Raw genomic sequence first — 14,204 nt, forward strand, 5'->3', positions numbered from 1 at the left:
GACATCCGCGCCCTTGGCGCTGCCTCTGACTCGTTGCGACACGCGTGGGCCTGTACCGGTCGGCTCCGGCCAGGCCCACATGTTTTGTTGCTTGGGGGCTCAGCCTCGACGAGCCCAAGTGGCAACACCGATCCCGGCGGCGGCCACCAAGCCGGTGAGGCAGCCCAAGGGCAGAGGCAGGCAGCATCCACCCACGGAGACCTGCATGCCGCTGCGCGTGCGCGTCGTGTAGTGCGGGAATGGAAAGGTGCTGAAGCCGCCTCGGGAAGGCTGCTGTGCCGAGGGAACTTCGTCTTGCGGGCCGAAGGGGTCGGGGCGACCGATCGGTTCGATGGGCTCAGGGCGCGGAGCGTCTTGTGGGCCGTCGAAGGGCCCCTGAGGTGGATAGGAAGACATGACCGCATCAATACCCATCCCGATTGCTCCCAACCCGGCCAGAGATGCAACTCCCCCACATCACCCAGGGTGTCAGCCATATTGAGCGCATGGGCCGTGGACTCGATCAGAAACCCGCAGTACGGAGCGTGGGTCAGGCCGGTGACAGACCGTAAGGCATGCTGACTCCAAGACTGGGGAACCCGCATCGGAAAGGGTCTACCCGTAACTGGGCCGCGGCGCGGCCAACGGCGGAGCCTGCGGCCCCGCTGATTCCCTCGGCCGGACACCCCGATGCGACGGGGGTGACAGGTGTCATCGCCCTTGCGCTTGCAGTGGAGTCCGGCAGGTGAGGGAGTTTCAGAGGTTTCATACGATTTCGCCTGTGGTCCGAGTCCGCGAAACCCAACCTCAGACAAAATCGTGGCACGCATTCAGATCCAGATTCCCAGTATGCGAACGTCAGATCACTTGCATACATCCCCATTCGGGAGAATCTCTATTCCTGGGACGTGGACCTAGAAAGGCAAAAACAACCGGACGTAATCCGTCTAGATGCGCTTTCCACACCAGGATTCACGGAACTTCTCCCTCGCTCCCGGTTGGCGTTCGCTGACCGCCTCCGACGATGGGCGACCTTTGGGGAGTTCAGCACGGGCAGCCGGCCAACGACGTGTTGACAGCAGTCGGACGGATAGCCTCACACCTCGGCTTCCTGTCCAGGCGTATGACCCGCCAGACGGTGCTCATCAGCTCCAGGACACAGGGGGGCGGTAGGAGATTGGTGTGTCCCTTTGGAGTCGCTCAGTCCGTGGGGTGGGGGCTGGGGATCTCCACGGGGACGGCGGGAGGAGTGGCGGGCCAGCCGAGAAGCAGTCAGGGCATGCAAACGGGCGGCGCACGACTTTCGTCATGCGCCGCCCGGCGCTATGTGGTGGGCCTCAGCTCACCGCGAGCAAAAGATGCTCAGTGACCCTTGGGGTCGACCTTGCCATCGCGCTCCACGTCGACCTGCTCCTTGCGGACGGTCTCCGTGAACTCCTTGTTCTCGCTCACGACGTCCTTGTCAAGGCCGACGCGCTCCTTGGCAACGGTCTCCTTGCCGATGACGGCGCGCTCGGCGTGCAGGGTGACGCTGACATCCGCGTCGTCACCGATACGGCCACCGGTGTCGCCATCGCGGATCGGCTCACGCGTCACGTGGACCTCTTCGCGGTCGAGGGGGACGCTGACCGTCTCCTGCTCGCTCACGACGTGCTTGCGGAGGCGGACGCGGCCGGTCTCGACACTCTCCTTGCCAACCGTGAGCTCTTCCTCGTGGCGCACCACGGAGCCCTCGTCGTCGCGGTTCACGCCGGCGTCGCCACGACGCTCGGTGTCGACGCGAACGTCCTTGTCCACACCAGCGGTGTTGGCCACACCAGCGGTGTTGGCCACGCCAGCGGTCTGGTCCACATCGGTGGCTACGCCAGACGCGGAGAGGTTGTAGTAGCGGTAGAGGTCTTCCTCTTCCTGCTCAGAGATGTGGTGGTCCGCGTCCATGTTCGGCGCGTCCTTGATGAAGTCCTTGGTGTAGGGAACCCGGATCTCGTCGTTGCTCATCGTCGCCTCAGCGAGCGGGACGAAGGTCTCCTTGGAACCGAGGAGGCCCGTCTTGACCGTGGCCCACGTGGGACGGTTGGTCTGGTCGTCGAGGTAGATCTGGCCGACGGAGCCGACCTTGTCACCGTTCTGGTCTACGACATTGCTGTCGTGCAGGCGGGTGATCTCATCGTTCGTCATGTCGTTCCCGAACATCCTGTGTTCCTCTCAAATGTTTGTCGAGGGAGCCGGCGGGGATCAAACCCCACCGGAGAGCGCGTAGCACTCGGTCCCTTCGGCTGTGTCGACTGTAGCTGAGACCCTGGTGGATCCCGCCACAACGTCATACGTCCTCCCTATGCCCCCCAGTTCCCGTTCCTAAACACCGAAATTAAATGAACGCCGGATGAACGACGTTTATGCAGGTCAGGGGGGTGGCTTGGCGGTCAGGCCCGACGGTGCACCAGCAGCGGAAGGACGTGGGTGGCCCCTGCCGAGCGCAACATGGAGGCAGCCACGGTCACGACCCAGCCGGTGGAGGTGGCATCCACCACCAGCAGCACACAGCGGTCGGCCACAACTGCGGGCTCGACCGGCATGCATCGGGCGGCCCAGTTGGCGGCCTCGGCTCCCCCACCCTCGTCCCCGGATCCGCTCACGCCGGACACCCTGATCGTGGCCCGTTGCAGTCTGCCCACCTCGGCCAGGTGGTCACTGAGTGCGGCGAGCGCACCGGGGTGGCCCTCGGCGTCCAGGTCGATGACCAGTTCAGGACGACTGGGCCACTGCTCCTTCCACCTGGCCAGCACTCCGACTGCATGCTGGCGCAGGTGCGGGTCCAGCTGGTCGGCGGCGAACAGCCGCAGCGCCTCCTCCCATTCAGGGGCGTCGGCGTGGATCAGCACTCGACCGGCCTCGGCGGACTCAGCCGCGGAAATGCGACCTTTACGGCCGAACGCCCCGCCCGGCCACATCCGGCGGGGCTCCAACTCGTGAAAGCCGCGCCGCAACAGAACCGAGACGTTGGTGACGGTGTCCGGCTGCGGCTCGGCCTGTAGCGGTGCGGGTAGCGCCCCCAGACACACCGAACACCTCCCGCACGGCGGTGCGTCCGGGTCATCCAGTGACCTACGCAGCAAACTCATCAGACACTCGCGACCGGCCAGGTAGTCGCGCATGATCGCGGCCTCACCCTCGCGCTGGGCCAGGATGGCAGCCACGTGCTCGGCATCGTGGTGCCATTCCCGGCCGGTGGCTACCCATCCGCCTTCTACTCGCTCCACGACGTTGTCCACCGCCAGCTGTTTCAGCTGCAGTTCGACCCGTCCCCGGCGCACTCCCGTGGCTGCTTCAATCGCCGGTACCGATCTGGGCTCGCCGCCCAGGACGTCGAGGATCGCCCGAATCTGTGCCGGGTCGGGCAAGGTGGCGGTGGCGAAGTAGCGCCAGACCCCCTCATCGGAGGCAGAGGGCAGGAGCGCAACAAGAGCGTGGTCGATGCCTCGACCGGCACGTCCGACCTGTTGGTAATAGGAAACAGGTGAGGGTGGAGAACCGACATGGACGACAAAACCCAGGTCCGGCTTGTCGAAGCCCATCCCGAGCGCGGAAGTGGCAATGAGCGCTTTCACCTCATTGCGGCGCAGCGCTGCTTCCAAGCGGGCCCGCTCGCTGGGCTCCAACCGGCCCGAATAGGCCGGCGCTATCGGCCCGTGCGCTGCAGTCACGGCCTCCGCGAGGCGCTGTGCATCAGCCACCGTCAAGGTGTAGATGATGCCGGAGCCCGGTAGCAGCGGCAGGTGGTCCACAACCCAGGCGTAGCGCTGCAGGGCCGAAAGTGGCGGCAAGACCGCAAGTTGCAGGCTGTCGCGGCCCAACGGGCCACGCAGGACGGTCGTGGCCTGTCCGAGCTGGTGGGCCACATCGCGGGTGACGCGGGCGTTGGCGGTTGCCGTTGTCGCCAGCACGGGGCAGCTGGGGTCGAGCTCCATGAGCGTGTCGGCCACGCGGCGGTAGTCGGGCCGAAAATCGTGTCCCCAGTCGGAGATCGAATGGGCTTCATCCACTACGAGCAGCCCCAGCCTGCCGCGCAAGCGTTCCAGAACTCGCCGCCCGAAACCGGGGTTGGCCAGACGTTCGGGCGAGACGAGCAGCACATCCAACTCGTCGGAGGCCAGCTGGGCCTCGATCTGTCCCCAGTCCTCGAGGTTCCCGGAGTTGATCGTGGCCGCCGCCAGCCCGGCGCGTTGCGCGGCCACCACCTGATCCCCCATCAGCGATAGCAACGGCGAAACGACCAAGGTCACGCCCGCGCCCTCCGCTCGCCGGATAGCAGTCGCCGCCCAGTACACGGCCGACTTTCCCCACCCAGTGGCCTGCACCACGAGCACCTTCGCCTGCGGCTCCAGCAAGGCGCATACCGCGGCGAGCTGATCCTCGCGCAGCCTCGCCTCCGGTCCGGCCAGGGCGGTGATGACGTTCTGGGCAACAGCGAGCCGTTGCTGCGAGAGAGGAGTCACAGGGGAGGTCACGTTTGAACCGTACTGGTCGCCGCTGACAACCCTGCGCCACGTGCAGCCGGCTGAAGCCGGTTTCTGGCTCGGCCCAGCTGCCTGCGCTTCGGTGTGCTCAGGCCGGGGCGATCGGATCCGAGGGGTCGTGCGCGACCGGCTCGGCGGGGGCAGTGCGACCGGCCCGCGCCGCCCGCTCGAGTCGACGTCGCCGAGCATCTTCGACGTCCATCGCGTTCGCTGCCTCCAATGTGGGTGCCAGCCCGCCCATGCGAGCCGGGACGTAGATCAGGTCCTCCCCGCTCATCGGCGGATAGGCCTCTTGGGCCGCTCGCACCATGGCCGTCATCTGCTCACGCAGTCGCAACGTCTCCTGCTCGATGTCCGCGCGGCGCTCGACCTGGTGAGGTTCACCCACGTCCAAGGAGATCGGGGTGCGGGTCCGCCCCAGGTGCTTGGGCTGACCCTTGGTCCACACCCGCTGGGAACCCCACAGCACCAACGGGATCAGGGGCACCCGCGCAGCCTGCGCCATCCGAATGGCGCCCGATTTCAAGGCCTTGACCTCGAAGCTGCGCGAGATGGTTGCTTCGGGGAATACCCCGACAAGCTCACCGGACTTCAATGCGCGTAGGGCATCGCGGAATGACTGCGAGCCGTTATCCCGGTCCACCGAGATGTGTTTCATTCCGCGCATCAAGGGCCCGGCCACCGGGTGCTCGAAGATCGAGTCCTTGCACATGAACCGGATGACCCGCCCGGAGGGGCGAGCAGCCAACCCCGCGTAAGCGAAGTCGAAGTAAGACAAATGGTTCATGACGATCACGGCGCCCCCGGTGGTCGGGATGTGCTCGGCACCGGTCACTTTGAAGTTCAGGCCTTGGGCCGCGAACACGATGCGGGCGAACCCGATGACGGGGGTATAGACCGGCTCCATGGGCCTGACTTTAACCACGAAACATGGGTGCCGCGAACATGCCGCAGCGTGGTCCGGGTGACCACGAAGGCCCCGCAGGCCCGCAACAGTGCTGCCACCTGCTCGACCCTGACGACTCGATTCGTGTTTCCGACTCGCCTGCACCTGTCGGCCCGGAACCGCCATAGCGCCCGGTAGGGGCTCGCTTAGGCGCTGCTGGCTCACTAGGATCGGCCACATGAACCTGCAACGACCGATCGCCCCCGATCCCTACGAGCTGCTGCCGTCAACCGGATCGTTCGAGCTGACCAGTCCGGGGTTCTCCGACGGTGAGGACCTGCCGGAGAAGCACTCCTTCGGCGCAGAGAACCTCTCCCCCGCGCTGGCGTGGTCAGGTGCGCCGGCCGGCACCAAGCAGTATGTGCTCTCCTGCTACGACCCCGACGCCCCCACCCCCTCCGGCTTCTGGCACTGGTTCGTGGCGGGAATCCCCGCGGAGGCCACCAGCGTCGAAGAGGGCGCTGGGCATATCGGCGGAGGTTCGCTACCGCGCCCCGCGCTGCAGTTGAAGAACGACTTCGGTACCCGCGACTTCGGTGGTGCCGCTCCCCCGCCCGGGGACCGCGCGCATCGGTACATGTTCGCGGTGCACGCCCTGGACGTAGCCGACCTCGGCCTGGACGCAGACACCAGCCCCGCCAAGGCATCGTTCGCCATGCTGGAGCACGTGATCGCCCGTGCCACCCTGACCGGCATGTTTGCCGTGCAGGACTGAGCATCCGCCACGCCAGTATTGAAGGGCCCCCGAGCTGTGATGCGGGGGCCCTTCGCGTTCGCGTGGTGCTGACAGCTCGCCGGCGCACCCGCACTGGATCACCACGGGTGCGCCGTTCCAGCGCACATCGGCTGCATCCTGCGGGCAGGTGGCGGCAGCCTTCCACCTCCCAGCTGGCGAGCCGCGGGTAAGGCTGTTTCCGGCCGGATCTTCATGTGGGCGGCACTGTTTCCCGGCGTGACTGCTGAGCTGGTCAGCGCCGCAGCGCCCACATCGCAACCGCCGAAGCGGCAGCCACGTTCAGCGAGTCCACATCTCCTGCCATCGGGATCCGCACCACAATGTCTGCGCCATCGACGGTCGAATGCGACAGCCCATCCCCCTCAGCCCCCATCACCAGCGCAAGCCGATCTGGAGGGTCGTCAGCCAGCGCATCCAAGCTGATGGCGTCCTCGCGCAACGCGAAGGCCGCCACGCTGAACCCGAGCGAGCCCAAATACTCCACCCCCTGCGGCCACGGACCGATCCGGGTCCACGGAACCTGGAACACGGTGCCCATCGAGACGCGAATGCTGCGTCGGTACAACGGATCCGCACAGCGCGGCGTCACCAGAACCGCATCCACTCCCAACGCTGCCGCAGAGCGGAAGATAGCCCCGACGTTCGTGTGGTCGACGATGTCCTCCAACACCACCACTCGCCGCGCCCGGTCCAGGACGGCATCCACGGGCGGCAATTCCGGGCGTTGCATTGCCGCGATGGCACCCCGGTGCAGGTGAAAGCCCGTCATCGACTCGATCACCTCATGCTCGGCGACATAGACCGGAACCCCATCATGCTCGGCATGAGCGACGACCTCGGCCATGTCCTCCAGCCAGCGCGGTGCCATAAGGAAGGACAGCGGCCGATGGCCGGCCGCCAGCGCGCGCCGGATCACCTTCTCGCTCTCGGCCAGGTAGATCCCGCGCTCGGGTTCTAGGCGGCGCCTAAGCGAGACGTCGGTGAGGCTGAAATAGTCGCGGACGCGCTCGTCGTCGGAGTCGGTGATCTGGATGGGCATGCCGACATTCTGCGCTGCGCGCCGGGCCGCTCCTGCGCAGGGCCGGTCGAACCTCGCCGAGGTCCCTCGAGGAGCAGCCATCAGGCCGCGCCAACCCTGCCCGGGGCCGGTTCGGTGGGGCTGGTCCTCAGGCGAAGAGGGTCATCCGGATGATGGCCGTAACGCCGATCAAGACGATGATCGCCCGCAGGATGGGCCGCGGCAGCCTGCGCCCTACCCGCGCCCCGATGACACCGCCGATGAGAGTGCCCACCCCGATGACGGCGGCGACCAGCCAGTCGATGTCGCGCCCGGCGACGGTGATGAAGACGAGCGCGGCGATGGTGTTCACGCACAAACCAAGAACATTCTTGATGCCGTTGACGACCTGGAGGTCCTGGGCCATGAGCACACTCATGATGCCCACGAGGATCACACCTTGCGCGGCGCCGAAATAGCCGCCATAGACGCCCGCAAGGAAGATTCCTACGGGCAGGGCGGCGGCCCGGGCGGGATGGACGACGTCGTCGTGAGCCGCGGCCGCGCGCTTCTGTAATGCCGGGCCGAACGCGACCAGGGCGACGCCGATCCCGATCAGCAGCGGAACTACGACCTCGAATACCTGCGGTGGCAGAACGAGAAGTAGCAGCGCGCCGGTGATACCACCCAGTGCCGAGGCCGGTAACAGTCGGCGCAAGACGCGCCCTTGTCCAGCCAATTCGCGTCGGTAACCGTGTACCCCGGTGAGGCCTCTAGGCAAAAGGCCGACGTTGTTCGACATATTCGCCACAACCGGCGGATAACCAAAGAAAAGTAGGGTCGGGAACGTGATGAGAGATCCCGAACCAACAATCGTGTTAATCGTGCCGGCCGCCACGCCAGCCAGCAGCACGATAATCAATTCCCACAAAGGCACCCCGCCACTTTACGCAGCGGGGTGCCTTCGTCGCCCCCAGCTCGGGGGCCAGTTCACGTCGGGTCGCGTTCAGTCCTGGGGCGGGGCCACCGTCGAACCACCGGTCGCGGGGTCCTGTGTCGCAGCCGGGACCTCACCGGGGGTCATCCCACCGATGGCGGGCATGGCTGCGGTGGAGGGGGCGATCGCCGGGTTGTTGGGTCCGCCGACGCCGCGGTTGCGTCCCTGCGCGCGCGCCGATGCGCCTTCGGCCTCGGCGGAGGTACGGGCAGCTTCTTCCCGCGCTCGGGCCAACGCCTCCATCGGGTCCTCCAGCGTGGTGTCCTCGAAAGCATCGCGGCTGTCGAAGTCGCTGTCCACTTCGGCATCCGGGCCCTGGGGGAAGGGGCTCTCGTCGGCACTGGCGCCGAAGGCCTTCCCGAAGCCCTTCATCGCTTCGGTGAGTTCGCTGGGCACGATCCACATCTTGTTGGAATCGCCACGGGCCAGTTCCGGTAGGACCTGCAGGTACTGGTAAGCGAGGAGCTTTTGATCGGGCTTGCCCTTGTGGATGGCCTCGAAGACCTGCTTGATCGCGCGCGCTTGACCCTGAGCTTCTAGGATGCTCGCCTGCGCGGAACCCTCCGCGCGCAGAATCTGGCTCTGCTTCTCACCTTCTGCGGTGAGGATGGCGGACTGCTTGACGCCTTCTGCGGTCAGGATCGCGGCGCGGCGGTCTCGCTCGGCGCGCATCTGCTTCTCCATCGAGTCCTGCACGCTGTGCGGTGGGTCGATAGCCTTCAGCTCCACCCGCGATACCCGGATGCCCCACTTACCGGTGGCCTCGTCCAGCACTCCACGAAGCTGGCCGTTGATCTGGTCGCGGCTGGTCAGTGTTTGTTCCAGGTCGAGCGAACCGATGACGTTACGCAAGGTGGTGACCGTCAGCTGCTCGATGCCTTGGATGAAGTTGGCGATCCCATAGACGGCGCCCTTGGGGTCGGTCACCGCGTAGTAGATGACGGTGTCGATGCTGACGACGAGGTTGTCGCTGGTGATGACCGGCTGCGGCGGGAAAGAAACAACTTGTTCGCGCTGATCGATGTTCGCGCGGACCTTGTCTACGAACGGAACGATGACGTGGATGCCCGCGTCCAGGGTCCGAGAGTACTTACCGAGTCGCTCGATGATGAGCGAGGTCTGCTGCGGGACGATTCGCACGGATCGCACGACGACGATCACCACGAACACCACAAGCAGAAGCATGAGCAGGGTTGCGATCGACGGCATAGTCAAGCCCCTAACAATGAAGGCGGGCGGCCTGGAACACCCTTTGCGGATGCTCAGGCTGGATTTGTGTTCTCGCGGGTCACATCTTGGATAGGAGGCGTGGGAAGCACGATGAGTGTTGCACCGTCAACGCGCACCACGCGGACACGGCTGTGGACGGGCAATGGGGCAAGGTGAGACTCCTCGGTGCGGGCTGACCACTCCTCGCCTTCGAAGTACACCCGGCCGTCGGTTTGATCGACCGGGGCAGTGACCCGGGCGACCTTTCCCTCGTAGGCGGCAACGCCCAGACCGGCGTCCGGAAGGTTGTCCAACATTTTGCGTTTGACCACTGGTCGTACCCCCACCAGCAGTAACACCGCCACCACCGAGGCGAGGATCAACTGCACCTCGACCGGGGCATGCAGCCCACCGGCGACAGCGCCGGCGAGAGCACCCCCTGCCAGCATGAGGAAGACGAAGTCGACAGTGGCCGCCTCGACCGCGCCCAGCGTGAGGGCGAGAGCTAGCCAGATTGCCCAACTGTTATCGATGAACCAGTCCATGGGCTGGGCCTTTCCTGCTCATTCGTCGGTTGGCCAAGAACGAGGCTTGCCTCGTTCAGGGTTCAACCTGGGCTGCACGTGCGCTATACCGCCGCCCGTGACGCTCAAGGACCAACGGCATTCCGAAAGTGGCCTCTAGATTGGCCTGGGTCAGCGTGATCTCGATCGGTCCGGCCGCAACAACCCTGCCCTCGCGCAGCAGGATGACATCGGTGAAGCCGGGCGGGATTTCTTCCACGTGGTGAGTGACCAAGACCAGAGCGGGAGCCTCTACGTCCTCGGCCAGCGTCGTCAGCCGCGCCAAAAGGTCTTCTCGACCGCCCAGATCCAGACCGGCTGCTGGTTCGTCTAAGAGCATCAGTTCCGGGTCGGTCATCAGCGCGCGGGCGATCTGGACCCGCTTGCGCTCGCCCTCGCTGAGGGTGCCGTAGCGTCGGTCGGCCAGGTGGCGAACTCCCAGCGCAGAAAGCAGACTCATCGCCCGGGACTCATCCATCCGGTCGTATTCCTCGCGCCAACGCCCCACGATGCCGTACGAGGCGGTCACGACGACGTCTCGGACACGTTCCCCTTCGGGGATGCGTTCCGCGATGGAGGCGCTGGCAAGACCGATCCGAGGACGAAGCTCGAACACATCGACGGTGCCAAGGACCTCACCGAGGACCCCGGCGACCCCGCTGGTGGGGTGCATCCGGGCCGCAGCCAACTGCAGCAGAGTCGTCTTGCCGGCGCCGTTGGGCCCCAGTACGACCCACCGTTGACCCTCCTCGATCTCCCAATCGACGCCGTCCAGGAGCGTGGTGTCACCCCGGACGACGCTGACCCCGGCGAATTCCAGCACGTCGCTCATGACTCCGACCCTAGGGCACGTGTGGACCTGGCGGATGCCCGACACCTCGTAAGCCTCCAGATGGAAGTCTTTAGCATGGAGCGATGCCGGAGTTACCCGCCTCTGTGCGCCTGTCCTTGTGGGGCACGCGCTACCTTCTCGCGCCCCACGTGGCCCACGGCGACGCCCAGGCCGCACTTGGCCGGGCGGTACCGGATGCCGATGAGGTGTGCGGCGGGGTGCGGCAGCTGTCCTTGTGGCGTGAACTCGGTGAGCGAAGTCTGCTGGTGGCGCTTCCTGCTCCCGGAGATCTGACAGGGCTGCCGAGGGGCGCGGCGGATTTCACGGCGGCAGCACTGGAGGCCGGTGAATGCGTCTACGCGCCCGGGCTCGGCGGCGCACTCGTCCCGAGGGTAGAAACCTTTGGTCCGCCTGGGGACGAGGGGTTGAGCGTGACCTGGGAGCCGTTCGAGTGCGCTCCCCCAGATCCGCACATGGTGCAGGCCATCGCGGCGCGGGACGCCCGTCGTCAGCTGCGGATTGCGCTGGTCGAAGCGGCAGAGGCGGCCGAGGCCCTGGATCTGGCGCCGATGAACGATGCTCCGCGCCAGCTCATCGACGCACGGCTGGAAGACGGAAGGTGGGGGCTGCCGGACGATGTCGATCCGGATGCTGCCGAGGTGCTGCGCCAGGCAGCCGTGCTGGAGACGATCGCCGCGACCGCCATCGAGCATCTGCACGATGCCGACACCGCGGCCAGGGCACAACGCCGTAGCCAGGTCTTGCGTGAGATCCGGCGCGCCGCGCGCTCGGCGCTGGCGACAGCGACCTGCGCTGCCGCTCTGTCGAGCGCGCGACGAGCAGGTCAGTCCAAGACGTCCTGGTAGACCTCCATGGTGCGGTCCCCGATCGTGTGCCACGAGAACTCCTGGACCGCCCGTTGCCGACCGGCGCGACCGAAGCGTTGGGCCCGCTCCGGATCGCTGACCGCCTCGTTCATGGCCGCAGCCAGATCGGAGACCCAGCGCTGAACGTCTAGAGGGGTTCCGGTGCCGTCCTGCACCTGTTCGATCGGAACCAACCAGCCGGTCTCGCCGTCCACGACGACCTCAGGAATGCCGCCGGTAGCGGTGGCTACCACTGCCGCCTCGCAGGCCATCGCTTCGAGGTTGACGATCCCGAGCGGTTCGTAGATCGAGGGGCAGGCGAAGACGGTTGCGTTGCTCTCCAACGCAATGACTTCCTCGCGCGGCAACATCTCGGGGATGTAGACCACGCCGTTCCTGGTCTGCTTGAGCTCATCGATGAGAGCGGCGATCTCCGCTCCGATCTGCGGGGTGTCGGGTGCACCTGCGCACAGGACGAGTTGCACATCCGGTGGCAGCTCGCGAGCCGCGCGCAGCATGTACGGCAGGCCCTTCTGGCGGGTCTGGCGCCCAACGAAGATCACCGAGCGGGCATCAGGGTCCACCCCGTGTCGGCGGCAGATGTCCTTGCCGTTGTCCGAGCGATCCGGCATCCACTCCTGGGAGTCGATCCCGTTGTGCACCACCCGCACCTTGTCGGGGTCGATATCGGGGTAACAGGACAGGATGTCTGCCCGCATCCCGTGGCTGACCGCAATGACTGCCGCAGCTGCCTCGTAGGCGGTCTTCTCCACCCAGCTGGAGACCCGATAGCCGCCACCGAGCTGCTCGGCCTTCCACGGACGCAACGGCTCCAGGCTGTGCGCCGAAATCACATGCGGCACGTCGGCCAACAGCGAGGCGACATGGCCTGCCATGTTGGCGTACCAGGTATGGGAGTGCACCAGGTCGGCACCCAGGCAATCGGAGGCCATCGCCAGGTCGACACCGAGGGTCTGCACCGTGGCATTGGCCTGGGCGAGTTCGGCGATGTCGGCATACCCCGTGGTGCCCTGCTCATCCCGCGGGCCGCCGAAGCAACGCACCCGGGCATCGACATCACCTCGGCCTCGCAGAGCCTTGACGAGCTCGGCCACATGGACTCCGGCTCCGCCGTAGATATGAGGTGGATATTCCTTGGACAAGATGTCGACGCGCACGTCGCCACCCTAGCCCGCACGGCGCGACCAGGGCGCTTGAAGCACAGGATTAAAGGCCGTCTAAATCACGTAGCCGACCGGGCTCCGCCAGGGCTGGCAGCAGGGTAAGTTGCCGAGCATGAGGCGTCACTCTCGCAACCCCAAAGTGCTGGCTATCGTCCTGGCAGGTGGTGAGGGTAAACGGCTCATGCCGCTTACCGCTGACCGAGCCAAGCCAGCGGTCCCGTTCGGTGGTATCTACCGGTTGATCGACTTTGCGTTGAGCAACGTCGTCAACTCCGGCTACCTCAAGGTCGTCGTCCTCACCCAGTACAAGTCCCACAGCCTGGACCGCCACATCACCCGTACCTGGCGGATGTCCACGTTGCTTGGCAACTACATCGCACCCATCCCGGCCCAGCAGCGCATGGGCAAGCAGTGGTACATGGGCAGTGCTGACGCGATCTACCAAAGCCTGAACACCATGGACGACGAACGTCCCGACATCGTCGTCGTGGTGGGCGCTGACCACGTGTACCGCATGGACTTCTCACAGATGGTCGATCAGCACATCGAGACCGAGGCTGGGATCACCGTCGCGGCGATCCGCCAGCCGATCTCCTTGTCCGACCAGTTCGGCGTGATCGAGGTCGATGAGAGCGACGTGCGCCGTATCGGGCGCTGGCGTGAGAAGCCCACGGATGCCAAGGGGCTGCCGGACTCCCCCAACGAAGTGCTCGCCTCCATGGGCAACTACGTCTTCAACGCCGATGTCCTGCGTGAAATCGTCACCCAGGACGCCGACAACCCCGACAGCAAGCACGACATGGGCGGCGACATCGTTCCGTTCTTCGTCAACCGCGGCGACGGCTATGTCTACGACTTCAAGAACAACGTCATCCCCGGCGCCAGCGATCGGGACCGTGCCTACTGGCGGGACGTAGGAACGATCGATTCCTACTACGACGCCAACATGGACCTCATCGCCATCCACCCGATCTTCAACCTGTACAACTACGACTGGCCGATCTACACCAGCGAGGGCGGGCACCCGCCGGCCAAGTTCGTGCACAACGAGACCGGGCGTCTCGGCGAGGCCATCAACTCGGCCGTCTCCGCCGGGGCGGTCATCAGCGGGGCCCGACTCGAAGGTTGCGTGGTCTCGCCGCAGGTGCGCGTGAACAGCTACGCCCAGGTCAACGACAGTGTCCTGCTGGACAACGTGACCATCGGTCGTAAATGCGTCGTCGACAAGGCGATCCTCGACAAGAACGTCGTGCTCCATGACGGAGCAGAGGTCGGGGTCGACCTGGACATGGACCGGGCCCGCGGATTCCACATCAGCGAGGGCGGCATCGTCGTCGTGCCCAAGGGCACTGTCGTCACCGCCTGATCGGTAAGGCGT

Annotated in this window: 12 protein-coding genes; 3 read left to right on the forward strand and 9 right to left on the reverse strand. The window is 65.8% G+C overall.

Annotation, left to right across the window (positions count from 1 at the left end; genetic code table 11):
- Positions 1–1,341: 1,341 nt before the first annotated feature.
- The 3 genes from G9V96_RS01980 to G9V96_RS01990 form a co-directional block, all read right to left on the reverse strand.
- Positions 1,342–2,172: a DUF2382 domain-containing protein gene (locus G9V96_RS01980; protein ID WP_168581534.1), complete on the reverse strand. Its 831-nt coding sequence runs from the start codon at positions 2,170–2,172 to the stop codon at positions 1,342–1,344.
- 230 nt (positions 2,173–2,402) lie between these two features.
- Positions 2,403–4,487, reverse strand: a complete 2,085-nt coding sequence (locus G9V96_RS01985) for a DEAD/DEAH box helicase (protein ID WP_226913384.1) — start codon at positions 4,485–4,487, stop codon at positions 2,403–2,405.
- 97 nt (positions 4,488–4,584) lie between these two features.
- Complete coding sequence (locus G9V96_RS01990; RefSeq protein WP_168581536.1) at positions 4,585–5,403, reverse strand: lysophospholipid acyltransferase family protein; 819 nt, start codon at positions 5,401–5,403, stop codon at positions 4,585–4,587.
- Between the two features lie 217 nt (positions 5,404–5,620).
- Here G9V96_RS01990 and G9V96_RS01995 point away from each other — a divergent pair, with 217 nt between their 5' ends.
- Entirely contained in the window at positions 5,621–6,157 is a 537-nt protein-coding gene (locus tag G9V96_RS01995; RefSeq protein WP_168581537.1) for a YbhB/YbcL family Raf kinase inhibitor-like protein, read from the forward strand.
- Positions 6,158–6,410: 253 nt separating this feature from the next.
- Here G9V96_RS01995 and G9V96_RS02000 read toward each other — a convergent pair whose 3' ends face one another.
- The 5 genes from G9V96_RS02000 to G9V96_RS02020 all read right to left on the reverse strand — a co-directional run bounded on the left by G9V96_RS02000 (position 6,411) and on the right by G9V96_RS02020 (position 10,776).
- On the reverse strand, positions 6,411–7,217 hold the full coding sequence (locus G9V96_RS02000) for a TrmH family RNA methyltransferase (RefSeq protein ID WP_168581538.1): 807 nt from the start codon (positions 7,215–7,217) through the stop codon (positions 6,411–6,413).
- Positions 7,218–7,344: 127 nt separating this feature from the next.
- A complete protein-coding gene (locus G9V96_RS02005; protein ID WP_168581539.1) occupies positions 7,345–8,112 on the reverse strand; it encodes a sulfite exporter TauE/SafE family protein in 768 nt (255 codons plus the stop codon).
- Positions 8,113–8,181: 69 nt separating this feature from the next.
- Complete coding sequence (locus G9V96_RS02010; protein ID WP_168581540.1) at positions 8,182–9,381, reverse strand: SPFH domain-containing protein; 1,200 nt, start codon at positions 9,379–9,381, stop codon at positions 8,182–8,184.
- Positions 9,382–9,434: 53 nt separating this feature from the next.
- Positions 9,435–9,926 carry an NfeD family protein gene (locus G9V96_RS02015; protein ID WP_168581541.1) on the reverse strand — a complete coding sequence of 164 codons (492 nt, stop codon included), beginning with the start codon at positions 9,924–9,926 and terminating at the stop codon, positions 9,435–9,437.
- Between the two features lie 55 nt (positions 9,927–9,981).
- A complete protein-coding gene (locus G9V96_RS02020) occupies positions 9,982–10,776 on the reverse strand; it encodes an ABC transporter ATP-binding protein (protein WP_168581542.1) in 795 nt (264 codons plus the stop codon).
- Between the two features lie 83 nt (positions 10,777–10,859).
- Between G9V96_RS02020 and G9V96_RS02025 the strand changes: the two genes are divergently transcribed.
- Entirely contained in the window at positions 10,860–11,642 is a 783-nt protein-coding gene (locus G9V96_RS02025) for a hypothetical protein (protein ID WP_168581543.1), read from the forward strand.
- Here the strand turns inward: G9V96_RS02025 and glgA are convergent.
- A complete protein-coding gene (gene glgA, locus G9V96_RS02030; RefSeq protein WP_168581544.1) occupies positions 11,621–12,820 on the reverse strand; it encodes a glycogen synthase in 1,200 nt (399 codons plus the stop codon). The two genes, G9V96_RS02025 and glgA, sit on opposite strands and share 22 nt — an antisense overlap.
- A 118-nt stretch (positions 12,821–12,938) precedes the next feature.
- Here glgA and glgC point away from each other — a divergent pair, with 118 nt between their 5' ends.
- Positions 12,939–14,192, forward strand: coding sequence for a glucose-1-phosphate adenylyltransferase (gene glgC, locus G9V96_RS02035; RefSeq protein ID WP_168581545.1), 1,254 nt, complete (start codon positions 12,939–12,941; stop codon positions 14,190–14,192).
- The last annotated feature ends 12 nt before the right edge of the window (positions 14,193–14,204 follow it).

This window comes from Gephyromycinifex aptenodytis, from assembly GCF_012277275.1.
Lineage (GTDB): Bacteria > Actinomycetota > Actinomycetes > Actinomycetales > Dermatophilaceae > Gephyromycinifex > Gephyromycinifex aptenodytis.